Raw genomic sequence first — 21,982 nt, 5'->3', positions numbered from 1 at the left:
TTCGCGCGGCCAGGCCTGGGCGGATCGGGGGGAAAGATGATCAGAACGACACTCGCCGCGGCGTCCGTCGCGCTCGTCGCGCTGCTGGCCGGATGCTCGGCCGGTTCGACGACCGCGGCACCCGCTTCCAGCGTTCCGCCGGTTTCGTCGGTTTCGTCGGCAGCCCTGCCGAAATCGGAGCCGGTCTCGCTGGACATCCCGAGCATCGACGCGCATTCCAGCCTGGTGCCGCTCGGCCTCAACCCCGACAATTCGGTCCAGGTCCCGCCGGTCAGCACCCCATTGCAGGCCGGGTGGTACGAAAACGGCCCGACGCCCGGCGAAGTCGGCCCCGCGGTCGTGCTCGGACACGTCGACGGAAACAAGCACAAAGGGATCTTCTACCGGCTCAAGGAAATGAAGCCGGGAGACGACGTCGACATCGCCCGCCGCGACGGCACCACCGCGCACTTCGAGGTGACCAAAGTGGACCAGGTGCCCAAGGACGTCTTCCCGACCGAGGAGGTCTACGGGGACACTTCGGATCCGGAGTTGCGGTTGATCACCTGCGGCGGCGCCTTCGACCGGACCGAGCACAGCTATGTGGACAACATCATCGTGTACGCCCATCTGGTGAAGGGCGGGCGCTGACCCCGCGCATTGAACAAGACGCCCCCGATTTTGTCGGTCCCCGGTGCGACACTGTGGCGGTTGGCACAATTCTGGGAGGCACGCATGATCACCAGGACAGAACCGTGGCCCGCGGGCACACCGTGCTGGGGCGACTTGATGGTGCCTGATCGCGACAAGGCGGTCACGTTCTACGAGTCGCTGCTCGGCTGGACAGTCGAATCCGGCGGGACGGAGACCGGCTATTACGGAATGGCGCAGATCGCCGGCAAGCCGGTCGCGGGCATCGGGCAGATCCCGCCGGAGCAAGCGGGCATGCCGCCGATGTGGACGACGTACCTGTCAGTGTCCGATGTAGACAAAACCGTAGCCGCGATCGCCGAAGCGGGCGGACAGGTCATCGCACCGCCGATGGACGTGCTGACCGAAGGCCGGATGGCCATCGCGACCGACCCGACCGGAGCGACGTTCGGCCTGTGGCAGCCGGGCAGGCACTCCGGCACGCAGGCGACGCTGACGCCCGGGGCTCCCGCGTGGAACGAATGCATGACCCGGGATTTCACCGCGGCCAAGCAGTTCTATGGCGATGTGTTCGGGTACGGCTTCGGGGACATGTCCGGGCCGGGCTTCACGTACGCGACGCTGGACGTCGACGGCAGGCCGGTTGGCGGCCTCGGCGAGTTGCCCGCGGACAGCCCGGCATCGCCGGGGTGGGTGACGTACTTCTGGACCGCCGACGCGGACGAGTCAGCAGCGCGAATCCCGGACTTGGGTGGCACGGTGGTGAGCCCGCCGGCGGACACGCCGCACGGCCGGATGGTGATCGCGGTGGACGACCAGGGGGCTGGCTTTTCGCTGATGGCCCCCAACGCCCAGTCCGGAACTCAGGACGGGTGGGGGTGAGGTTGATTCGGACCTCGCGAAACCGGCTCGGGCGAGCTGGCTGAAAGACGAGGCGGTGGGCGAGCACGCCATCGGTGCTGAGCGGGGCCGCGCGGCAGCCACGCGGTGTTGAGCGGGGGCCGTGCGGCGGCCACGCGGTGTTGAGCGGGGGCCGTGCGGTGGCCACGCGGTGTTGAGCGGGGGCCGTGCGGTGGCCACGCGGTGTTGAGCGGGGCCGTGCGGTGGCCACGCGGTGTTGAGCGGGGCCGTGCGGTGGCCACGCGGTGTTGAGCGGGGCCGTGCGGTGGCCACGCGGTGTTGAGCGGGGCCGTGCGGTGGTCGTGCGGTGCTGGGTGGGGGCGCGGGCGGTCATGCGTTGCTGAGCGGTGCTGGGTGGGGGCCGCGCGTTGCTAAGCGAGGCCGCGCGGTGGTTGTGCGGTGCTGAGCTGAGCCGCGTGGCAGCCATGCGGTGTTGAGCAGGGGCGTGCGGCAGTCACGCCGTGCTGGGTGATGGCGCGGTGGCCACGCGTTGCTGAGCGGGGCCGTGCGGCGGTCATGCGGTGCTGAGCGGAGCAAGCCGACTCTGCCGCAGTCCTGCCGAGCTGAGCTGGTGTCGTACCGACGTGGCGGCGGGCTGGGCAGCGCTGCCCAGAAGTACGTGAGCGGAACCTTGAGGGAATCCGATTCCCTCAAGGTTCCCCTCACGACCTGTCACTCAGGCAGGCGGTAAGCCGTCGTTGAACCGCCGGTCAGGCAGCGGCGACCGGAAGGATCAGTCCTCCACCCAGTCGAAGGTCTTCGTCACCGCCTTCTTCCAGTTCCGGTATTCCTTCTCCCGCCGCGACTCGTCCATCGACGGGTCCCACTGCTTGTCCTTCGCCCAGTTGGTCCGGATGTCGTCCTCCGACTCCCAGAACCCCACCGCCAGCCCGGCCGCGTAAGCCGCGCCCAGTGCGGTCGTTTCGTTCACGACCGGGCGGATCACCGGCACGCCGAGGATGTCCGCCTGGAACTGCATCAGCAGTTCGTTCACGACCATCCCGCCGTCGACCTTCAGCGACTTCAGCGGGACGCCCGAGTCGGCGTTCATCGCGTCGATCACCTCTCGCGACTGGAACGCCGTCGCCTCCAGCACCGCTCGCGAGATGTGGCCCTTGTTCACGAACCGGGTCAGGCCGACGATCGCGCCTCGGGCGTCGGAGCGCCAGTACGGGGCGAACAGGCCCGAGAACGCGGGCACGAAGTACGCGCCGCCGTTGTCGTCGACCGTTCGGGCGAATTCCTCGATCTGGGCCGCCGACGAAATCAACCCGAGGTTGTCGCGCAGCCACTGCACCAGCGAACCGGTGACCGCGACCGAGCCCTCCAGCGCGTACACCGTGTCGTTCGAGCCGATCTTGTAGCAGACCGTCGTGAGCAGGCCGTTCTCCGACAACACCTTCTCCGTGCCGGTGTTCAGCAGCACGAAGTTGCCGGTGCCGTAGGTGTTCTTGGCCTCGCCCGGCGAAAGGCACGCCTGGCCGAACGTCGCCGCCTGCTGGTCGCCCAGGATGCCCGCGATCGGCACTTCCGCGAGAGCCCCGCGCGGGCGGACCTTGCCATACACCTCCGACGACGACCGGATCTCCGGCAGCATCGACAGCGGGATCCCCATCTCCGCCGCGATGTCCTCGTCCCACTGCAGGGTGTCGAGGTCCATCAGCAGCGTGCGCGACGCGTTCGTCGGGTCCGTCACGTGCACGCCGCCGTCGGTGCCGCCGGTCATGTTCCACAGCACCCAGGTGTCCATGTTGCCGAACACCAGATCGCCCGCCTCGGCCCTGGCCCGCGCGCCCTCGACGTTGTCGAGGATCCACTTGATTTTCGGGCCGGAGAAGTACGTCGCGAGCGGGAGACCGGTCTTCGAGCGGTAGCGCTCCTGGCCGCCGCCGAGCGCTCCCAGTTCGCCCGCGATCTTGTCGGTGCGGGTGTCCTGCCAGACAATCGCGTTGTACACCGGCTTTCCGGTGTTGCGGTCCCACACGAGCGCCGTCTCGCGCTGGTTGGTGATGCCCACCGCGGCGATGTCGGTCGGCCGCAGGTCGGCCTTGGCGAGCGCGCCCGCCGCGACCGCGCGGGTGTTTTCCCAGATCTCCTCGGCGTTGTGCTCGACCCAGCCCGCTTTCGGGAAGATCTGCTCGTGCTCGCGCTGGTCGACCGCGACGACACGGCCGGAGTGGTCGAAGATCATGCAACGCGTCGACGTGGTGCCCTGGTCGATCGCGGCGACATACGAAGTCATGGATTCCCTCCGGAAAGCTGGATCAGGTCAGGTTGTGCACGGCCAGGTACACCAGCGCCGCCAGCGCGGCGCCGACGAGCGGACCGAGGACCGGCACCCACGAGTAGTTCCAGTCCGGGTCGCGCTTGCCCTTGATCGGCAGCAGGAACGCGTACGCGATGCGCGGGCCGAGGTCGCGGGCCGGGTTGATGGCGTAGCCGGTCGGCCCGCCGAGGGAAATGCCGATCACCAGCACGACGAACGACACCCCGGCGTAGCCGAGCGCGGTGTTGCCGAAGGTCGGCGTCCCGTCCGCGGCCGTCTTGAACGCCGGGGTCAGCAGGATCCAGCCGACCAGCACGAAGGTGCCGATGATCTCGGTCACCAGGTTCCACGCCTTGTTCCGGATCTGCGGGGCGGTGGAGAAAATGCCCAGCGTCTCCTCCGGATTCGGATGGTCGTCGAACTGCAGTTTGTAGGTCAGCCAGCACAGCACGGCGCCGAGAATCGCGCCGAGCATTTCGCCGATCAGGTAGAACGGCACGTCCGCCCACGAAACCTTGCCCGAAATGGCCAGGCCGAGCGTGACCGCCGGGTTCAGGTGCGCGCCGGTCGGCGCGGCGAGGCTGGCGCCGGCGAACACGCCGAAAGCCCACCCGAAAGTGATGAACAGGGTTCCGGCTTGGAAGCCGTTGTTCTTGCGCAGCACGACGTTGGCGACCACGCCGTTGCCCAGCAACAGGAGCACCGCTGTACCCAGCAGCTCCCAGACGATGATCGCGCCCGGACTCAAACTCACGCTTCCCGCACCTCCACACTGGACAGTCTGTGCAGGGCCGATCACGTCCGGCCACAGCCCCGTAGCCGACCCCAGTTCGCGGCACGTTACCGCCGCGTACGCGCGCAATCCATAAGCCGGGCGAACCAATGTGACCATGATCGTCATGGGTTCCGCCACACGTGTCACCTCGGGGTCAGCAGACGATCACGCAAGCGTGCGATGCTGGGGAAGGTGGAGCACGAGGAGGAACGAGTGGTGACGAACCCGCAGAACGGCAGCGACCCGGCCCGGCTGGGTCCGGCGGGCCGGGAGGAATCCTGGCGGCGCTTCGGCGACGAGACCTTCGACCTGGTCGTGATCGGCGGCGGCGTCGTCGGCGCGGGCACCGCGCTCGACGCGGCGACCCGCGGCCTGCGGGTGGCTCTCGTCGAGGCCCGCGACCTGGCGTCCGGCACGTCGAGCCGGTCGAGCAAGCTCTTCCACGGCGGCCTGCGGTATCTCGAACAGCTTGAGTTCGGCTTGGTGCGCGAAGCGCTGCACGAGCGCGAGCTGATGCTGACGAAGATCGCGCCGCACCTGGTGAAGCCGGTGAGCTTCCTGTACCCGCTGACGCACCGGATCTGGGAGCGTCCGTACACCGCCGCCGGGCTGCTGATGTACGACACGATGGGCGGCGCCCGCTCGGTGCCGGGCCAGAAACATCTCACCCGCGCGGGTGCCCTCCGAATGGTCCCCGCGCTCAAACGGTCGGCGCTGATCGGCGGCATCCGGTATTACGACGCGCAGTCAGACGATGCCCGGCACACGATGACCGTCGCGCGCACCGCCGCGCATTACGGCGCGGTGGTCCGGACCTCCACCCAGGTCGTCGGCTTCCTGCGCGAGGCGGACCGGATTTCCGGCGTGCGCGTGCGCGACGTCGAGGACGGCCGCGAGACCGAGATCCACGCCGGGGCGGTGGTCAACTGCACCGGCGTGTGGACCGACGAACTGCAGCGGCTGTCCGGCGGCCGCGGCCGGTTCCGCGTGCGCGCCAGCAAGGGCGTGCACATCGTCGTTCCGCGCGATCGGATCGTGTCGGAGTCGGGGATGATCCTGCGCACCGAGAAGTCGGTGCTGTTCGTCATCCCGTGGCGCAACCACTGGATCGTCGGCACCACCGACACCGATTGGAATCTCGACCTCGCGCATCCGGCGGCCACCAAGCACGACATCGACTACCTGCTCGAACACGTGAACTCGGTGCTCGCGACGCCGCTGACGCACGACGACATCGAAGGCGTGTACGCGGGCCTGCGTCCGCTGCTGGCCGGCGAGAGCGAAGAGACGTCGAAGCTGTCGCGCGAGCACGCGGTCGCGCGGGTCGCGCCGGGCTTGGTCGCGATCGCGGGCGGCAAGTACACGACGTACCGGGTGATGGCGGCCGACGCCGTCGACGCCGCGGTGGTCGACCTGCCGGGCCGCCCGCCGTCGTCGATCACCGACAAGGTCCCGCTGCTCGGCGCGGACGGCTACCACGCGCTGGTCAACCAGGCCGATCACCTGGCCGCGGAGCACGGGCTGCACCCGTACCGCGTGCGGCACCTGCTCGACCGCTACGGCTCGCTGGTGCACGAAGTGCTGGCGCTCGCGGCGGACCGGCCGGAATTGCTCAAGCCGATCGAGTCGGCGCCGGATTACCTCGGCGTGGAGGTCGTGTACGCGGCCAGCCACGAGGGTGCGCTGCACCTGGAGGACGTCCTCGCCCGGCGCACGCGGATCTCCATCGAGTACGCCCACCGCGGCGTCGACTGCGCCGAGCAGGTCGCCCAGCTGGTGGCCGGCGTGCTGGGCTGGTCGGAGGAAACGACCAAGCGCGAGGTCGAGGTCTACCGGGCGCGGGTCGAGGCGGAGCGGGATTCGCAGTTGCAGCCGACGGACGAGTCGGCGGACGCGTTGCGGGCGGCCGCGCCGGAGGCTCGCGCCGGATTGATCGAGCCGGTCAGCTGAGGTTTCCTCGTGGGTGCCGGGAAGAACCGGCACTCACGAGGGCTTGAGCACCCAGCGGATGAGCGTCTCCCCGCTGGGCGAGGGCCGCTCCTCGGGCCCGACCCGGCTGAACCCGGCGCGCCCGGCGACAATCGCGGACGCGGTGTTGCTTTCGTCGTGCCGGTAAGCGATTTCGTGCAGCCCCAAGCGGGCGAATCCGAACTGGATCGCGGCCGAAAGCGCTACTGCCGCGATGCCTTTGCCCCGTTCGGCCGGATGCGTCCACACCGACGCCTCGGCGGTGCCGAAGGCGAGGTCCAGATCGCGCAGCCCGACCTCGCCGAGCAGGCGGCCGGTCGCCGGTTCCGCGACCGCCCACGAGCAGCGTTCGTCGCACGCCCACTGCGCGGCGCGCAGCGTCACGTACTCGGTGGCTTCGTCGGGGGTGCGCAACCGGTAGTTCAGCACGTACCGCCGGTGCCGCGGGTCCGCGAACGCCTCCATCAGCGCGGGCCGGTCGTCGAGATGCCGGTCCGCGCGCAGCTGACGCAGGTAGTACGCGCCCGCGTTGATTTCCACGGGTTCCACAAGCCGAGCCTAACCGCCTGGAACCGGAAAACGGCTGCGTGCCGCGTCACGACCGGGGAGGACGCGGGGTGAAAAATCCTTGCCGGTTCGGGCAGTACCGCGGAAAGACCGCCCCGGCGGCATGATCGTCCTGGCAGCGTTGCCGGTATGCCGGACAATCTGACCCAGTTTGCCGCCGACCACGCCCGTCTGCACGGATGGGACGACCTTCCCGCCTTCCTCGCCGACGACCGGACCTGGACGTTCGCCGAGGTCTACGCCGGGGCCGCCCGCGTCGCGGGCGGTTACCGCGCCGCCGGGCTGCACCGCGGCGACCGCGTTCTGCTCGCGCTTCCGGACAGCATCGAAATGGTCTGGTGCCTGCTCGGCGCGTGGCAGGCCGGAATCGTCGCGATTCCGGTGAATGTCCAGATGAGCCACGACGATCTGACCCGCGACATCCGCACCGCCGAACCCGCGCTGATCGTCGCGGACCCGGAAACGGCGGGCTGGCTCGACGACGCCGGGCTCGCTCCGGCCACCGGTGCGGAACGGCTGGCGGCAGCGGAGCCGGAGACGGAGTTCGCGCCGGGCGGCGACCATCCCTCGCACGCGATGTTCACGTCCGGCACCACCGGCGCTCCCAAGCTGTGCTTCTTCCTCCACAGCAACTTCGGCCCGTCGATGCTTCGCACGGACGGCGTCGGCACGGTGGCGTTCTCGGTGTCGCGCATGTATTTCGCCGGCGGCCTGTACTCCTCGGCGATGGCCACGATCTGCACCGGCCAGACGTCGGTGCTCTCGCGGCCGCGTGCGACTCCGGCCGCCGCGCTGGAGTTGATCCGTCGCCACAACGTCGCGACGCTTTTCGCGCAGCCGAGTTTCTACGCGCGTCTGCTGCTGGAGCCGGGGCATGCCGAGATTCTCGGCAAGCTCCGCGGCGCGATGTGCGCCGGCGAGGTGCTTTCCGCGCAGCTGCGGGAGAAGCTGATGCCGATCTTCGAGGACCGGTTGGTCAACCTTTACGGCGCTACCGAGGCCGGCGGGTACGCGATGGGCCGTCCGGCGGACTACCTCGACCCGTCCGCGGTCGGGCCGGCTTACGAGGGCCGTTCGGCACGCGTTGTGGCCGACGGTCAGGAAGTGGCGGCCGGTGTGCAGGGCGAACTGCAGGTTCTGGTCCCGTTCGCCACGCGCGGTGTCGCTCGCGGCAGCCTCGGCCCGGATCAGGTGACCGACATCTGGTGGTCGACCGGCGACCTCGCGTCGATCGACGAGCAGGGTGTCATCCACGTCTACGGACGGCTGGACGACGTCGAGGTGATCGGCGGGCAGAATGTGGTTCCCGGCGAGGTCGAACGGCTCCTCGAAAGCCACCCGAAGGTGCGGGAAGCGGCGGTCAGCGCGGTGCGGCGCGACGCAGGGGACACGACGTTGCGAGCCTACGTGGTGGCGTCGGCGGGTGCGGGTGACGACGACTTGGGCGCGGAGCTGGTCGCGCTGACTCGCGAACATCTGTCGTGGTACAAGGTGCCGCAGGACGTGACGTGGCTGGAAGCGTTGCCGCGCAACGGGAATGGCAAGGTGCTGCGACGGCAGCTGCGTGCCGCGGGCGGTCAGCTGGCTTGAGCCGGGGAAGGGATCGCCGGGAACTCCGCGTGCACGGCGGTCCCTTCCCCACGCGCGGATTCGATAGTCAGCGAGCCCGCCACCCGTTGCACCCGCTGACGCATGGCTTCCAGGCCGAAGCCGGTGCCGTCGCCGCGGTCGCCGGGGGCGAAACCTCTGCCGTCGTCCCGGATGTCGAGCATGACCAGGTCGCTGGTGTAGGTGAGCGTGATGCCGATCCGGTTGGCGTGCGCGTGTTTTTCCGCGTTGGCCAGGGCTTCCTGAGCCACCCGGTACAGCGCCACTTCCAGCTCCGGCAGCAACGGCCGCGCGTCGCCTTCTACGTCGGCGGTCACCTTGGCACCGGAGGTGCCGGACGCGCGATTCGCTAATCCTGCCAAAGCTTCCGGCAAATGCGAGTCCGCCAACGGCTCCGGGCGCAACGCTTGAACCGCTCGGCGCGCCTCGGTGAGACTGTCCTTCGCCAGCGTGTGGACGTGGTCGAGATGCCGTTGCCGATCCGCGGCTTCGGTCGCCCGGTCGGCGGCCTGCAACTGGGTGACGATGCCGGTCAATCCCTGGGCGACAGTGTCGTGAATTTCGCGGGCCATGCGCTGTCGCTCGTCGAGCACGCCTGCCTCGCGGGCTTGGGTGAGCAGTTGTGCGTGCAATGCCGCGTTTTCCGTTAGCGCCGTTTCCAGCTGCGCGTTCGATCGGGCGAGTTTTTCATTGGTACGACGGCGTTGCTCGTTTTCCGCGCCGACGAACCACGCCACGTACAGAATCGGCCCGACGATTGAAACCGCGGTGATCCATGGCGGCGAAGGTTGCCAAATTCCCTTGGCCAGCAACGGAACCACCGCCGTCGCGGCCGCCGCGAAGATACTCCAGCGGGTGGGGAACAAGATGAACGCGATCGGGTAGCCGATCGAAGCGAAGGCGGTGAACGGATCCAGCCTTGACGTGAGCACGGTCGCGGCGGCCAGCAACACAACGAAGAATCCGATGGCCAGCCACGGTTTCCGGGTGCGCTGCGGGAAGACCGGGATCAGCACCAGCAGCCACAGTCCGCTCGCTGCGGCCAGAAGCAGTGTGGTGCGCCATTGCGCGGGATCGCCGTGCGGCTGACCAGCGGCGATGATGGTGCACACCGCGAGCGCCAGAATCCCGACCCCGGCGAACACCGGGCCCGCCCATCGCTCGGCCTTCGGGTCGATCGAACCCGGCCGCAGCCCCATCATCGGACTCGGCCGCGACGCGCGTTCCGGCGGGCTCAGCGCCGCCGCCATCCGCTGAACAGGATCAGCAGCAACGGCAGCGCGAACACGATCAGCAGCCGTCCGCGCGTCACGATGAGCACGACGACCGCCAAGGCGATGGAAAGCGGCACCGAATACCGCCACACGAACGCGCTCAGCTTGCCGTTGCCCGCGGCCGGGACGACCGGTTCCGGCCGGGCCGTGGCCAGCAGCGCGCTCGGCCGCGGCGAGGGCAGGTCGTCGAACAGCGGCACGAGTTCGCTGACCAGCTTGGCTGACGTGACCTTCGCCGAACGGCTGCCGTACTCGTCGATGTCGAGGCGTCCGGTGCGGACGTGCTCGGAAAGGACGTCGAGCGCGTCCTGTCGTTCGGCGTCGCTCAGCCGCAGGTCAGCCATGGTCCGCCTCAGCGGTCCAGCCGGCGCTGCCGCCGGTGCTCGTCGCGCATCGCGCGGAACTCCTCGCGGCGTTCCCGGTGCCGGTCGTGGTGGTGGTGATGGTCGTGGTGCTCGAAACCCTTGCCCCAGAGCGCGCGGCCGACCGCGGTGAGCGCGATCGGCGCGAAGATCACCGGCCATCCCGCGGTGCCGGTGGCGATCAGGGCGATCGCCGCGATCCACACCAGCGGGACCAGCGCGGCGACGGCGCGTTGCCCTGCCGACCACTCCGGCTGCCGCGCGGCGACCTCGCCGGACGCCGCGGGCTGCGGCACGGGCATCGGCGGTGGCACCGCGGCCGGTTCCGGCGCGGCGGTCGCGCCCGCGCCGAACACCGGATGCGGCACCGGAAGGTCGGTGAACAACTCGCCCAGTTCGCCCCGCGTCTTGGCCGCGGTGATCCGGGCGGAACGTTCGCCGAACTCGTCGATGTCGATCCGCCCCGCGCTCATGTGCTCGCCGAGCGCATGCAGCGCGGACTCTCGCTCCTGGTCGCTGATCCGCAGCTGCGGAGACGGAACCTCAGTCACGTAGTCGATGGTAGGCCGCGCGAGCGCGCGGCACCCACGACATTCAGCACAACTTCAGTCCTTGAGCTCCAAGAGTTGCGTTCCCTGCGTGACCGCGGAGCCGATCTCGACCGAAAGCCCGGTGACGGTGCCCGCTTTGTGTGCGGTTACCGGGTTTTCCATCTTCATCGCCTCGAGCACCACGATCAGCTCGCCCGCCTCGACGTGCTGGCCTTCCTCGACCGCGATCTTGACGATGGTGCCCTGCATCGGCGCGGTGACCGCGTCGCCGCTCACCGCTGCCTTCGCGCCGCCCGCTCGCTTGCGCGGCTTGGCTTTCGTCGCCGCGGGCGCGCCGCCGCCTTCGAGGGCGAACCCGCCCGGCAGCGACACCTCGAGCCGGCGTCCGCCGACCTCGACCACGACGTTCTGCCGCGGTGCCTCTTCCTCGGCCTCGATGTCCGGCGCGACGAACGGCTCGATCTGGTTGTCGAATTCGGTCTCGATCCAGCGGGTGTGCACGCTGAACCCGTTCTCGTCGCCGATGAAGGCCGGGTCGTTCACGATCACGCGATCGAACGGCAGCACCGTCGCCATGCCCTCGACCTCGAACTCGGCCAGCGCGCGACGGCTGCGCTCCAGCGCGTTCGCCCGGTCCGAACCGGTGACGATCAGCTTGGCGAGCATCGAGTCGAACTGGCCGCCGATCACGCTGCCGGATTCGACGCCGGAATCGACGCGCACGCCCGGACCGGACGGGGCGACGAACTTGGTGACCGTGCCCGGCGCGGGCAGGAAGCCGCGGCCGGCGTCCTCGCCGTTGATGCGGAACTCGATCGAGTGGCCGCGCGGCGTCGGGTCCTCGGTGATCCGGAGCTTCTCGCCGCGCGCGATGCGGAACATCTCGCGGACCAGGTCGAGGCCGGTGGTCTCCTCCGAGACCGGGTGCTCGACCTGCAGCCGGGTGTTCACCTCGAGGAAGGAAATGGTGCCGTCGACCGCGACGAGGTACTCGACGGTGCCCGCGCCGTAGTAGCCGGCCTCCTTGCAGATGGCCTTGGCCGACTCGTGGATCCGGGCGCGCTGGTCGTCGGACAGGTACGGCGCGGGGGCCTCTTCCACCAGCTTCTGGTGGCGGCGCTGCAGCGAGCAGTCGCGGGTGCCGACGACGATCGCGTTGCCGTGCTGGTCGGCCAGCACCTGCGCCTCGACGTGCCGCGGCTTGTCCAGGTAGCGCTCCACGAAGCATTCGCCGCGGCCGAACGCGGCCACCGCCTCGCGCGTCGCGGACTCGAACAGTTCGGGGATTTCCTCACGCGTACGGGCGACCTTCAGGCCGCGGCCGCCGCCGCCGAACGCCGCCTTGATCGCGACCGGCAGGCCGTGCTCGTCGGCGAACGCGATGATCTCGTCGGCGTCCTTCACCGGCTCCTTGGTGCCGGGCACCAGCGGCGCGCCCGCGCGCATCGCGATGTGCCGCGCGGTCACCTTGTCGCCGAGGTCGCGGATCGACTGCGGGCTCGGCCCGATCCAGGTCAGGCCCGCGTCGAGGACGGCCTGGGCGAACTCGGCGTTCTCGGAGAGGAAGCCGTAACCGGGGTGGACCGAATCGGCGCCGGACCGCTTGGCGGCGTCGAGGATCTTGTCGATCGCGAGGTAGCTCTCGGCCGCGGTGTTCCCGCCGAGGGCGAACGCCTCGTCGGCGAGACGCACGTGCGGAGCGTCGCGGTCCGGGTCCGCGTACACGGCCACGCTCTGCAAGCCGGCGTCCTTCGCGGCCCGGATCACGCGAACCGCGATCTCGCCCCGGTTCGCGACCAGGACCTTGGTCACCGGACCGCCTGTGCTCGCGGTGTCCTGCTCGCTCACCACATACCTCCCGTGCCCGTCGCCGCGCTGCTGGTCAACCGGGAGTCTACGGACCAGGATCGGGCCTGGATTGAGAGGTGGACCACCCGGTTCGGTCCTGTTTATACCCGTCCGGCGGGAGCCTGATGCCGCAGTTGTGCCGGTAGTTCGGAGTCGAGCACGATGACGTCGTAGGGGTTGACCTGGTGCACCAGCGCCAGGTTTTCGGTGTTGACCAGGATCCACGGCTGGTGTTCGCCGCAGCAGTCGACGAGCCGGTCCAGCGCGGTGAACGCGACCAGCGCGGTGCGGCCGTCCGGGGTGCGGCGCAGTTCGACGTTGGCTCCGGTCTGGCCGTCGGTGGTCGGGCCGGTGGGGCCGGTCGGCAGATAAAGGGCCGGGGGCAAATTGGGGTTCGTCACTCCGACAACATAGACGGACACGGTGCGCAAGGTCGCTTACAGTCTCGGATATGCGGACTTGGCCGAAGCGCGTCCCGCGATCCGCGCTGCTCACCGCCGTTCTCGCGGCGGTGGTCACGGCGGCGGCGCTCGTCGTGGTCGTCGCGTTGCGCCCGAAGCCGGACGGCGCGGTGACCATGACGCCGCGCGAGCCCGCCGCGGCTCCGGTGGAAGCGCCGTCCTCGACCTGCGGAAACGGTCCGTGCCAGCAACTGGCCGCGGTGAGCGTCGGCGGTACCCCGGTCGTGTTGCTGACAGACGCCGCGGGCGGATCGGGCCGGGTCCAGGTCGGGCAGCAGCCGTTCGAACTGGCGATCACGAACCTGGGTGCGAAGCTGACGGCGAATTCCCTGCGCTGCATCGACGGGTCGACCGCCGCGTGCCTGATCCGCGGCGACGCGGCTGGCGGTTCGTACGGCGAACTGCTCACCGAGTCCGGCGGCGTGTGGCGCGACTACGGCAAGCCGTATTTCTCTGACGCCGGTTCGCTGTCGCTCTACGACGTGAGCCAGGACGGCCGTGCGGACGTGATCGTCGTCCGGCACGAATGCCCGAAGGCGGTGTCCGGCACGCCACGTTGCCAGGCGGCTCCGGTGGTGGCGGAGGTGTACGAACTCGACGGCGAAGTGATGGGCTGCACGAGCACCGTCACCGCGCCGTCGGATTTCCGGGGCTGGCCGGACGTCGAACTGAAGAAATCCCAGCTGCGGCGCTGTTCCGGCAACTCGTGAGTGGCGATGCCGGTGAGAACCGGCATCGCCACTCGCCAGGCCTCAGGCCGTGGCGGGCCGGGCGGCGGCGCCCTCGTCGCGGTGGTCCGGCCGAACGGTCTGGGTGTGGAGGATTTCTTCGTCGAGCAGGCCTTCGCTGCGCGCGACGATCGTCGGGACCACGATCTGGCCCGCGACGTTCGTGGCGGTGCGCATCATGTCCATGATCGGGTTCACCGAGTAGATCAGCGCGATGCCGAGTGCGACCTGCTTGGCGTCGAGCCCGATGAACGCGGTGGTCAGGGTCAGCGCGGTCAGCCAGCCGGTGGTTCCCGCGGTGGCCAGCGCGCCGACCACGGCGACGACCACGATGCCGACGTACTGGCCGAAGCTCAGCGGCACCCCGGCGAGGTTGGCGATGAAGATCGCGCCGATCGCGGGGAACACGGCGGCGCAACCGTCCATTTTGGTCGCACTGGCGAGCGGGGTGGCAAACGCGGCGTACCCGGGGTCGACGCCGAGATTGACCGCGGACTGCCGGGTCAGCGGCAGCGTGGCCGAACTCGACTGCGAAGCGAACGCGAACTGGATCGCGGTGCCCGCCTTGGCGAAGAACGTCAGCGGGTTCACCTTCGCGACGAACTGCAGCAGGATCGGGTAGACGACGAACAGGATCAGCAGGCAGCCGACGTAGACCGCGATCGTGGTCGAGAGCAGCGGGCGGAACAGCGCGTCGCCGTAGTTGGAGACGGCGGCGCCGATCAGCCCGATGATGCCGATGGGCGCGAGGCGCACGATCCAGCCGAGGTAGCGCTGGATGATTTCGAAGACGCTCGTGGTGAAGTCGACGAACGGCTTCGCCTTGTCGCCGAGGCTGTAGGCGGCGGCGCCGATCACGACGGCGAGGAACAGCACCTGGAGCGTGCTGCCCTCGGCGAAGGCGGAGAAGAAGTTCTCCGGGAGCAGGCCCTTGATGAAGGCGTCCCAGGAACCCCAGTGGCTCATGCTCTTCGCGGCTTTGTCGGCGTTCTTCGCGGTGGCCGCGACGCCCTCGCCGAGTCCGCCGGAGCCGGGGTTGAACAGTTTGCCGATCGCGATCCCGATCAGCGAGGCGATGAACGAGGTGATCGCGAACCACAGCACGGTCTTGCCGCCGAGCCGCGCGGCGGTGCGGCCGCCGCCGAGGCCGCGGAGGCTGTTGATGCCGACCACGATCGCGGTGAAGACCAGCGGGATCACCGCGATCTGCAGCAGCGTGGTGAAGATCGTGCCGATGTGGTCGAGGGTGTCGGTCAGCCAGCCGGCTTCAGTCGTCCGTGCGATGACGCCGAGGCCGGCGCCCACGACAAGCGAGCCGAGCACGGCCGCGGCGAACACGCGCGGCTTGGTGTACGTCCTGACGAAGGACATGTGCCACCCCAGAGAGGTCGAGAGTTTCCGCTGACCCGGGTGCGGGCCAGCGTCGACTTTCCCCGATCACTCGTCCGAGTGACACATCGTCCCAATATGTGAACTAGTTCCACATTTCGGTCACGCTGACGCCCACCTCGGCGAGCAGCTGGCGCAGCAGCGGAAGACTGATCCCGATGACGCTCGACGGGTCCCCTTCGACGCCCTCGACGAACCACCCGCCGAGCGCGTCGAGCGTGAAGGCCCCCGCGACGTGCAGCGGTTCGCCGGTGGCGACGTAGGCGTCGATCTCGGCCTGGCTGGGGTTGGCGAAGTGCACGGTGGTGGAGCGGGTGCCGGAGGCTTCCTTGGTGCGCTGCCCGCCGTCGAGCCGGACCACAGCGTGCCCGGTGAGCAGGACGCCGGACCCGCCCGCCATCCGAGCCCACCGCTGCTTCGCGACCTCGGCGGTAGCGGGCTTGCCGACCATCTCGCCGCCGATGGAAAGCATGGAATCGCACGCGACGATGACGGCATCAGGCTCGGAAACCATCTCGACGACGGCGTTGGCCTTGGCCTTGGCGAGAGCTGAGACGAGCTCGGCGGGTTCGGGGTCGGTGAGGGCCGCGGCGACAGCGTCCTCGTCGACACCGGACACGACGACGGCCGGGTCTAGACCGGCACTGCGCAGGACGGCGAGGCGGGCGGGGGACTGGGACGCGAGGACTAGACGCACGGTCTCGAACGCTACCTGGGTTGGGTGCGGCGCGCGGTTGTGCCCCGGGAAGGTTGGGCGGCGCGTTGAGACGGTGATGCGGGCGGAGTGGGCGTCGCGGCCAGGGTCTGCGAGCCGTGGGCGAGGTCTGGCATCGAGTCAGACTCCCGGCGCAGGCTTGCGCCGGGAGGCCGGCTCGGTGGCTTCAAAGCGAGGAAGATGCCTGGCGGGCCGGGATTTCTGCGCCGGGAGGCCTCGCGGATGCGGAGACCGCCGCGGCGGATTCGCCTCCCGTCGCAACATTGCTGTGACGGGAGGCGAGTCGCTCGGCTCTCGTCGCCTGCCGTGCCCCGGCTGGGTCGCTGTCAGCCGGGGCCGTCGCGATCAGTCGTTCATCGGGCTGGCTCAGGCGTAGGGGCGGTCGGCGCGGGCGTGTGCGGCCGGGGCGACACCCGGCGCAAAGCCGCTGCTGACAGGACTCCCAGGATCAGCACCGCGATCGGCAGGATCAGGGTCGCGCGGGCGGCGTCGGTGAGTCCATTGTGGACGACCTCGCCGGCGAGGCGGCCCGCTTGTGCGGCGAGGTCCGCCGGGAGCCCCGGGATCGCCGCTGGGCCGCCGGAGGAGCCGAATTCGCCGGTGGACGCCGCGGCGTGGGCGATGCCCTCGGTGAAAGGGGCGCGGTACTGCTCCGGCAGTTGCGCGGCGGCGGTGGCCGCCTCGCTCGTGATCGAGGCGCTGATCCTCGCTTGCAGGAGCACGCCGATCGCGGCGCTGCCCAGGACACCGCCTACCTGGCGGGCGGTATTGAAGATGCCCGAGGCGGTACCGGTGAGCCGCGGTTCCACCGACGCCATCGTCAGGTTGCTCATCGGCGAGAAGATGCAGCCGACGCCAAGGCCGCACACCAGCAGAGCCGGGATCAATGCCCACGGGCTCGTGTCCGGGCGGGCTTGCAGCGCGATGATGCCGACGCCCGCGGCCAGCAGGGCCAGGCCGCCCATCACCAGGTACTTGCCGTTGATTTTGTCCGAAGCTCGGCCGACGAAGGGTGCGATCACGCCGGACAGCAACGACATCGGGGCGGTGAGCAGGCCGGCCATCGTGGGGGACAGGCCGAGCACCGTCTGGATGTAGATGATCAGCGGCAGGAACATGCCGGTCATCGTGAAGCCGACAGTCGTCGCGGTGAGGGTGCCCGCGGAGAAGTTGCGGTTCGCGAACACCTGAAGCGGGACCAGCGGTTCACGGCGGTTGTAGTGCTGCCACAGCACGAAGGCGATCAGCAGCACCACGCCAGCCCCGATGATTTCGAAGACGGTGATGCCGCCGAATACCGTGCCCCAGTCGTACTGCTGTCCATTTTGGACACCGAAGACGACGCAGAACAATCCGGCCGCGGACAGCAGGATGCCGATCAGATCGAACGAGTGCGAGTGCTTGGGCTGCCAGTCCGGCACCAGCCACAGCGTCAGTGCGATGGCGACCACGCCGATCGGCACGTTCACGTAGAAGATCCACTCCCAGCCGAGGTGCTGCACCAGCACGCCGCCCAGCAGCGGGCCGGTGATCGTGGCCAGGCCGGCCACGCCGCCCCACGCGCCCATCGCCGCGCCGCGCTTCGCGGGCGGGAACAGGTGGCTGATGAACGCCAGCGTCTGCGGCGTCATCAGTGCGGCGCCGATGCCTTGCACCGCACGGGCGGCGATCAGCATTTCGACGTTGCCGGACAGCCCGCACCACAGCGACGAAGCGGTGAACACGACAAGCCCGGCGACGAACACGCGCTTCGGGCCGAAGCGGTCGCCGAGGCGGCTGGTGAACAGCATCGGCACGGCGTAGGTGAGCAGGTAGACGCTGATTACCCACACCACGGAGTTCAGCCCGGCGCCGAGATGCTGCAGCATGGCGGGCACCGCGATGGACACGATCGTGGTGTCCAGCAGGATCATGAAGAACCCGATGCAGAGCGCGCTGAGCGCGGCCCACGGGTTAACCGGTCTTGCGTTCATGGTTTTCCTTGAGCTTGAGTTTGTTGTCCTGGAAAGGGATCCGGCCGCTGTCGAGGTCCGCGAACAGCTGCTCGATCCATGCGAGCTCGAACTTCCGCTGCGCCACGCTGAACCGGAAGTCGAGCCAGTAGATTTCGGGGGTGCCGTCGGATTCCAGCCGCTCGATGATCACTTCATCGGAGGCCACGGCCGCGCGCAGCCGGGTGATCCGGTGCTCCAGTTCGAGCAGCGCCACATCGCGTCCGAGATCGTCGATCACGGCGAGCCCGCTGAGCACGTCGCTGTAGTCCGGCACCACGTCGCCCAGCATTTGCCGGGCTCGTTCCTGGAAGGCGTCTTTGCCCGCGGCCGTCATGGCGTACACCGTGCGCTCCGGCCGTTTGCCGTCTCGCTGCGTCTCGACCACGTCGACGAAACCGTTGCGCTGCAACCGGTCCACCGTGTGATAGAGCGAGCCTGCCTTGAGCTTCACGCGGTTCTCGACGTGCCGTTCCCGCATGAGCTGGGCCATTTCGTACGGGTGCATCGGCCGCTCGTGCAGCAGCTCGAGCACGGCGACGCCCAGTGCCGTGAGCTTGGCCGCGACCATGACGTACTCCTCCAGAAGATCCGATCGAGTGACCCCACGTGGGTTATTCCACATGGACTATACGGTGTGGAACAAGCGGCGGTCCAGTGTGATCTGCGCTGGTGAGCAGCTTGTCGCTGACGGTGATGGGTGCTGCGAGATGGGGAGAGCGTAACCACGGCCACCGACAAAAACCGGCGATCGCCTGTTCGACGGCCCTTTCGCGGCCCTCAGCGGGCTGGTTGCCCGCAGCGGGAGACCCGGGCCAGGATCGGCTGATGGGCGAGAACCGGGCAGTGGCGTGGGAAGGCTTCTTCAACACCAGAGACCTCGGCGGTCTCCCGACCCGATCCGGCGGCCGCACCGATCCGGCGCGGTTCTACCGGTCCGCCAGCCTCCGCTTCGTCACCGGCGCGGGCTGGGCCAGCGCGCGAGAATCCGGCCTCCGCACCATTGTCGACCTGCGAAACCCCGCCGAGGTCAGCACCTACGCCGCCGTCGTGCCGTCCGGAATGACGCGCCTCGAAGTCCCGCTGGACGACGTCGGAGACACCGAGTTCTGGCAGTACATCGCCGACGAGCAACTCGATGGCACCCCGCTGTACTACCGCGTTTTCCTTGACCGCAAAGCAGAACGCTGCGCAACCGTCCTGAAGACGCTGGCCCGAGCGGAAGGCGGCGTGCTCTTCCACTGCACGTCCGGACGAGACCGCACCGGCCTCATCTCCCTCCTCCTGCTCGCCCTCGCCGACGTCGACCCGGAAACCATCGCCGCCGACTACGCCCTCTCGACCGAAGCCGTGCTGCCGCTGTACCGGGCGCTAGGCGTCGAAGATCAAACCGCACTGCTCGAAGCAGCTTTGGCCCGCCGTCAGACCACCCTTCGCGAAGCCGTCCTGGCTACCCTTGACGGCTTCGACGTCCGCGATTACCTCGTCCGCGCCGGAATGGCCGCGGACGAGGTAGACCGGCTTCGGGCCCGGCTCAGTCGGTGACCTGGTGCAGCTGCCGGGCCCGGCGGCTGCCCAGCGAATACCACCCGGCGATGCCGGTCCCGACGGTGAGCGCGGCCGCGCTGATGCCCAGCGACCAGTGCACCCCGACCGCGGATCCGAGCAGCCCCACGGTGAATCCGCTGCCGGCGCGAAGGCCGTTGGCGGACACGCTGTACACGCCGATCACCCGGCCGCGTTCCTCGGGTTTCGCCAGCAGCTGCACGACGGTCTGGCCGATCGACATCGACGCCAGGTTCGCCACGCCGCCGATCACCAGCAGTGCCACGGCGATCGGGTAGCTGGCGGTCAGCGCGAAGAACAGGCTCGAGAGCCCGTAGATCGCTGTGCTGATCACCGCCGCGGGCACGTTCGGTTTGATCTTTCCGGTCGCTTCCAGCAGGATCCCGCCGATCACGCCGCCCGCGCCGTTGGCGAACAGCAGCACGCCGTACGCGGTTCCGGCGCTGCCCGCGCCGAGGTCCTGGGCGAAGATCGGCATCGAACTCTGCATTGAAGCGCCGACGAAGAACGCGCCGAGCCCGGCGAGGATGATCATCCCGACCATCGTCGGATTCCCGCTGATTTCCTTCAGGATCCGCACCGAATCCATCAGCCCGACCCGTGGCCTGCGGACGATTCCGCCGTCTCGGGTGTGTCCGGTGAACTTGGTGCGGAACAGGAACACGGTCAGCGGCAGGTAGAACGCGACGTTCGCGAAAATGCCCGCCACCGGACCGAGCCCGAGCAGCAGTGCCGAACCGACGACCGGGCCGAAGAGAATGCCCAGGCTGCGGAAGGTGGCGTTGAGCCGGACCGCGCTCGGCAATTCGGCTGGGCCGACGAAATCGTGCAGCATCAGCTGTTCGCCCGGGCCCCAGATCGCGCCCGCGCAGCCGTGCAAAATCAGCAGTACGCAGGCATTCCACACCTCGAGCGTGTCGGTGACGATCAGGACGCCCCACGCCACGGACACCGCCATGAACAGCGCCTGCGCGGCCTGGATGATCCGGCGGCAGTCGTGCCGGTCGGCGAGGCCGCCGAAGTAGACCGAGAACAGCAGGAACGGCACCCAGTGGCTGATCACCTCGAACCCGGTCAGCGCGGGCGACTGGAACTTCTCCCACAGCACCCAGTAGGTGATGACGTGTTCGATGTTGTCGGCCATCATCGCCAGGCCGGTGCCGATGAGATACGGACGGCAATCCTTGTTGTACAGCGCCGCGAATTTGCGCGGGGCTGCGGCGACCCCGGATTCGGGTTGGTGCGTCGGCACCCCGCACGCGGAACACATGACTGAGAACCCCCTAGTGAGCTGGTGCTCGTAACGCTAGACGAGACGTTGCGTCTTGGCTAGACTTCCGCACGTGGGCGACGTCACTGAGCCCGGCCAGCGCCGGCATCACGGGAACCGATACGGCCGCAGCGAGAACGCGCGCCGCGCGGTGCTGCACGCGGTCGACGACCTGCTGGTGGAGGTCGGTTTCGCCCGGCTGACGATGGAGGGCATTGCGGCCAAGGCAGGAGTAGGGAAGCAGACCGTCTACCGCTGGTGGCCGTCCAAAGTGGACATCCTGCTCGAAGCGCTCGGCGACGACCTCGTCGAGGAACTCTCCCCGCCCGACTCCGGCGATCTGCGCAAGGACCTCTGCGCGCACCTCGCCGCGATCGCGTCCTTCTTGACCACGGCCGACGCCGGCGCGGTCTTCCGCACGCTGCTCGGTCAGGCCCAGCACGACCCGGACCTGGCGCGGCATCTGCGCGAGGTGCATCTTCGAGCCCAGCACGTGCGCGACCGATTGCCGCTCGAACGTGCCGTCGCCCGTGGCGAACTGCCGTCGGACGTCGACCTGGACAGCGCGGTCGAGCAGCTGGTCGGGCCGATCCACTACCGCGTGCTGGTCACCGGCGCGCCGGTGCCGCCGGAGTTCACAGATGGCCTGGTCGAGCGATTCCTCCGGGAGCATCCGCCCGGGTAGGCTCCTGGAGACATGGGAACGGTCTTGTGGCTGGTCGGGCTGGCTGTCGCCGCCGCGGTCGTGGCCGGGATTCTCTGGGTTTTCCGGGACCGGGCCGGCGGGCTCGATCAGCGGTTGCGCGCGGCCGAACAGGCCTCGCGCTGGCGATTCCTGCAGCAGCAATGGGAATCGGAACCGATGGCGCGGCTCGCGACCGTCCAGCAGGTGCACGCGCTCACCCAGAACGGCGGCTGCCAGGTCCGGATCGTCTGGACGGACAGCTACCACGCCGAGGACGTCGAGATCGAGCACGATCAGGCCGACGCGGGCGATTACCTGCTGCTACGGGGCGTTGGGCCGTTGGGGTCGATCACCCGGGAGGAACTGCTGGCGCACGCGGGTGCGGACGCGCCGGATTGGGCTCAGCGCGGGCGTTGAAGCCGCGTAGG

Annotated in this window: 21 protein-coding genes; 8 read left to right on the top strand and 13 right to left on the bottom strand. The window is 69.0% G+C overall.

What is annotated here, in order from left to right:
* The first annotated feature begins 36 nt into the window (after nucleotides 1-36).
* The gene (locus H4281_RS31260) at nucleotides 37-630 is read left to right on the top strand and encodes a class F sortase (RefSeq protein ID WP_182894485.1); all 594 of its coding nucleotides are present in this window, start codon (nucleotides 37-39) and stop codon (nucleotides 628-630) included.
* An 84-nt stretch (nucleotides 631-714) separates the two neighbouring features.
* Nucleotides 715-1,512: a VOC family protein gene (locus tag H4281_RS31255; RefSeq protein WP_182894484.1), complete on the top strand. Its 798-nt coding sequence runs from the start codon at nucleotides 715-717 to the stop codon at nucleotides 1,510-1,512.
* Between the two features lie 751 nt (nucleotides 1,513-2,263).
* Here the strand turns inward: H4281_RS31255 and glpK are convergent.
* Both glpK and H4281_RS31245 read right to left on the bottom strand, forming a co-directional pair.
* A complete protein-coding gene (gene glpK / locus H4281_RS31250) occupies nucleotides 2,264-3,772 on the bottom strand; it encodes a glycerol kinase GlpK (RefSeq protein ID WP_182894483.1) in 1,509 nt (502 codons plus the stop codon).
* 22 nt (nucleotides 3,773-3,794) lie between these two features.
* Entirely contained in the window at nucleotides 3,795-4,544 is a 750-nt protein-coding gene (locus H4281_RS31245) for an MIP/aquaporin family protein (protein WP_182894669.1), read from the bottom strand.
* 207 nt (nucleotides 4,545-4,751) lie between these two features.
* Here H4281_RS31245 and H4281_RS31240 point away from each other — a divergent pair, with 207 nt between their 5' ends.
* Complete coding sequence (locus H4281_RS31240; protein ID WP_237598035.1) at nucleotides 4,752-6,521, top strand: glycerol-3-phosphate dehydrogenase/oxidase; 1,770 nt, start codon at nucleotides 4,752-4,754, stop codon at nucleotides 6,519-6,521.
* Nucleotides 6,522-6,554: 33 nt separating this feature from the next.
* On the opposite strand, the gene H4281_RS31235 is transcribed toward H4281_RS31240, so the two are convergent.
* Nucleotides 6,555-7,088 (bottom strand): GNAT family N-acetyltransferase, encoded by a 534-nt coding sequence (locus tag H4281_RS31235; protein ID WP_237598036.1) that lies wholly within the window; start codon nucleotides 7,086-7,088, stop codon nucleotides 6,555-6,557.
* A gap of 147 nt (nucleotides 7,089-7,235) precedes the next feature.
* On the opposite strand from H4281_RS31235, the gene H4281_RS31230 reads away from it, so the two are divergent.
* A complete protein-coding gene (locus H4281_RS31230) occupies nucleotides 7,236-8,696 on the top strand; it encodes a class I adenylate-forming enzyme family protein (protein ID WP_182894482.1) in 1,461 nt (486 codons plus the stop codon).
* Here the strand turns inward: H4281_RS31230 and H4281_RS31225 are convergent.
* The 5 genes from H4281_RS31225 to H4281_RS31205 form a co-directional block, all read right to left on the bottom strand.
* Nucleotides 8,684-9,964, bottom strand: a complete 1,281-nt coding sequence (locus tag H4281_RS31225; protein ID WP_182894481.1) for a sensor histidine kinase — start codon at nucleotides 9,962-9,964, stop codon at nucleotides 8,684-8,686. The genes H4281_RS31230 and H4281_RS31225 overlap by 13 nt on opposite strands.
* Nucleotides 9,949-10,332 carry a DUF1707 SHOCT-like domain-containing protein gene (locus H4281_RS31220; protein ID WP_182894480.1) on the bottom strand — a complete coding sequence of 128 codons (384 nt, stop codon included), beginning with the start codon at nucleotides 10,330-10,332 and terminating at the stop codon, nucleotides 9,949-9,951. The genes H4281_RS31225 and H4281_RS31220 overlap by 16 nt, the downstream gene beginning before the upstream one ends.
* Before the next feature lie 8 nt (nucleotides 10,333-10,340).
* On the bottom strand, nucleotides 10,341-10,901 hold the full coding sequence (locus H4281_RS31215; RefSeq protein ID WP_182894479.1) for a DUF1707 SHOCT-like domain-containing protein: 561 nt from the start codon (nucleotides 10,899-10,901) through the stop codon (nucleotides 10,341-10,343).
* Nucleotides 10,902-10,955: 54 nt separating this feature from the next.
* Nucleotides 10,956-12,749 (bottom strand): acetyl/propionyl/methylcrotonyl-CoA carboxylase subunit alpha, encoded by a 1,794-nt coding sequence (locus tag H4281_RS31210; protein ID WP_182894478.1) that lies wholly within the window; start codon nucleotides 12,747-12,749, stop codon nucleotides 10,956-10,958.
* A 101-nt stretch (nucleotides 12,750-12,850) separates the two neighbouring features.
* The gene (locus H4281_RS31205) at nucleotides 12,851-13,150 is read right to left on the bottom strand and encodes an SAV_915 family protein (protein ID WP_182894477.1); all 300 of its coding nucleotides are present in this window, start codon (nucleotides 13,148-13,150) and stop codon (nucleotides 12,851-12,853) included.
* A 50-nt stretch (nucleotides 13,151-13,200) separates the two neighbouring features.
* Here H4281_RS31205 and H4281_RS31200 point away from each other — a divergent pair, with 50 nt between their 5' ends.
* The gene (locus tag H4281_RS31200; RefSeq protein WP_182894476.1) at nucleotides 13,201-13,920 is read left to right on the top strand and encodes a hypothetical protein; all 720 of its coding nucleotides are present in this window, start codon (nucleotides 13,201-13,203) and stop codon (nucleotides 13,918-13,920) included.
* A 42-nt stretch (nucleotides 13,921-13,962) separates the two neighbouring features.
* Here H4281_RS31200 and H4281_RS31195 read toward each other — a convergent pair whose 3' ends face one another.
* The 4 genes from H4281_RS31195 to H4281_RS31180 all read right to left on the bottom strand — a co-directional run bounded on the left by H4281_RS31195 (nucleotide 13,963) and on the right by H4281_RS31180 (nucleotide 18,604).
* Nucleotides 13,963-15,309: a dicarboxylate/amino acid:cation symporter gene (locus tag H4281_RS31195; RefSeq protein ID WP_182894475.1), complete on the bottom strand. Its 1,347-nt coding sequence runs from the start codon at nucleotides 15,307-15,309 to the stop codon at nucleotides 13,963-13,965.
* Between the two features lie 103 nt (nucleotides 15,310-15,412).
* Entirely contained in the window at nucleotides 15,413-16,024 is a 612-nt protein-coding gene (locus H4281_RS31190; protein ID WP_182894474.1) for a Maf family protein, read from the bottom strand.
* Nucleotides 16,025-16,395: 371 nt separating this feature from the next.
* A complete protein-coding gene (locus H4281_RS31185; RefSeq protein WP_182894473.1) occupies nucleotides 16,396-18,015 on the bottom strand; it encodes a DHA2 family efflux MFS transporter permease subunit in 1,620 nt (539 codons plus the stop codon).
* Complete coding sequence (locus tag H4281_RS31180) at nucleotides 17,996-18,604, bottom strand: PadR family transcriptional regulator (protein WP_182894472.1); 609 nt, start codon at nucleotides 18,602-18,604, stop codon at nucleotides 17,996-17,998. The genes H4281_RS31185 and H4281_RS31180 overlap by 20 nt, the downstream gene beginning before the upstream one ends.
* A gap of 257 nt (nucleotides 18,605-18,861) precedes the next feature.
* On the opposite strand from H4281_RS31180, the gene H4281_RS31175 reads away from it, so the two are divergent.
* Nucleotides 18,862-19,578, top strand: a complete 717-nt coding sequence (locus H4281_RS31175; protein ID WP_182894471.1) for a tyrosine-protein phosphatase — start codon at nucleotides 18,862-18,864, stop codon at nucleotides 19,576-19,578.
* Here H4281_RS31175 and H4281_RS31170 read toward each other — a convergent pair.
* Nucleotides 19,568-20,869, bottom strand: coding sequence for an MFS transporter (locus tag H4281_RS31170; protein ID WP_182894470.1), 1,302 nt, complete (start codon nucleotides 20,867-20,869; stop codon nucleotides 19,568-19,570). The two genes, H4281_RS31175 and H4281_RS31170, sit on opposite strands and share 11 nt — an antisense overlap.
* Nucleotides 20,870-20,942: 73 nt before the next feature.
* Between H4281_RS31170 and H4281_RS31165 the strand changes: the two genes are divergently transcribed.
* Both H4281_RS31165 and H4281_RS31160 read left to right on the top strand, forming a co-directional pair.
* Entirely contained in the window at nucleotides 20,943-21,554 is a 612-nt protein-coding gene (locus H4281_RS31165; RefSeq protein ID WP_182894469.1) for a TetR/AcrR family transcriptional regulator, read from the top strand.
* Nucleotides 21,555-21,566: 12 nt separating this feature from the next.
* The gene (locus H4281_RS31160; protein ID WP_067589789.1) at nucleotides 21,567-21,971 is read left to right on the top strand and encodes a hypothetical protein; all 405 of its coding nucleotides are present in this window, start codon (nucleotides 21,567-21,569) and stop codon (nucleotides 21,969-21,971) included.
* Nucleotides 21,972-21,982 lie beyond the last annotated feature (11 nt).

Origin of the sequence: Amycolatopsis dendrobii, from assembly GCF_014145675.1 — a bacterium.
GTDB lineage: Bacteria > Actinomycetota > Actinomycetes > Mycobacteriales > Pseudonocardiaceae > Amycolatopsis > Amycolatopsis dendrobii.
The sequence above is the reverse complement of the archived record's forward strand: the minus strand, read 5'-3'. Positions and strand labels throughout refer to the sequence as shown.

Excerpts from the sequence above, each read along its gene's own strand:
- H4281_RS31260 (WP_182894485.1), top strand. The coding sequence starts at position 37 with ATGATCAGAACGACACTCGCCGCGGCGTCCGTCGCGCTCGTCGCGCTG.
- H4281_RS31255 (WP_182894484.1), top strand. The coding sequence starts at position 715 with ATGATCACCAGGACAGAACCGTGGCCCGCGGGCACACCGTGCTGGGGC.
- glpK (WP_182894483.1), bottom strand. The coding sequence starts at position 3,772 with ATGACTTCGTATGTCGCCGCGATCGACCAGGGCACCACGTCGACGCGT.
- H4281_RS31240 (WP_237598035.1), top strand. The coding sequence starts at position 4,752 with ATGCTGGGGAAGGTGGAGCACGAGGAGGAACGAGTGGTGACGAACCCG.
- H4281_RS31230 (WP_182894482.1), top strand. The coding sequence starts at position 7,236 with ATGCCGGACAATCTGACCCAGTTTGCCGCCGACCACGCCCGTCTGCAC.
- H4281_RS31225 (WP_182894481.1), bottom strand. The coding sequence starts at position 9,964 with ATGGCGGCGGCGCTGAGCCCGCCGGAACGCGCGTCGCGGCCGAGTCCG.
- H4281_RS31220 (WP_182894480.1), bottom strand. The coding sequence starts at position 10,332 with ATGGCTGACCTGCGGCTGAGCGACGCCGAACGACAGGACGCGCTCGAC.
- H4281_RS31200 (WP_182894476.1), top strand. The coding sequence starts at position 13,201 with ATGCGGACTTGGCCGAAGCGCGTCCCGCGATCCGCGCTGCTCACCGCC.
- H4281_RS31195 (WP_182894475.1), bottom strand. The coding sequence starts at position 15,309 with ATGTCCTTCGTCAGGACGTACACCAAGCCGCGCGTGTTCGCCGCGGCC.
- H4281_RS31185 (WP_182894473.1), bottom strand. The coding sequence starts at position 18,015 with ATGAACGCAAGACCGGTTAACCCGTGGGCCGCGCTCAGCGCGCTCTGC.
- H4281_RS31180 (WP_182894472.1), bottom strand. The coding sequence starts at position 18,604 with ATGGTCGCGGCCAAGCTCACGGCACTGGGCGTCGCCGTGCTCGAGCTG.
- H4281_RS31175 (WP_182894471.1), top strand. The coding sequence starts at position 18,862 with ATGGGCGAGAACCGGGCAGTGGCGTGGGAAGGCTTCTTCAACACCAGA.
- H4281_RS31170 (WP_182894470.1), bottom strand. The coding sequence starts at position 20,869 with ATGTGTTCCGCGTGCGGGGTGCCGACGCACCAACCCGAATCCGGGGTC.
- H4281_RS31160 (WP_067589789.1), top strand. The coding sequence starts at position 21,567 with ATGGGAACGGTCTTGTGGCTGGTCGGGCTGGCTGTCGCCGCCGCGGTC.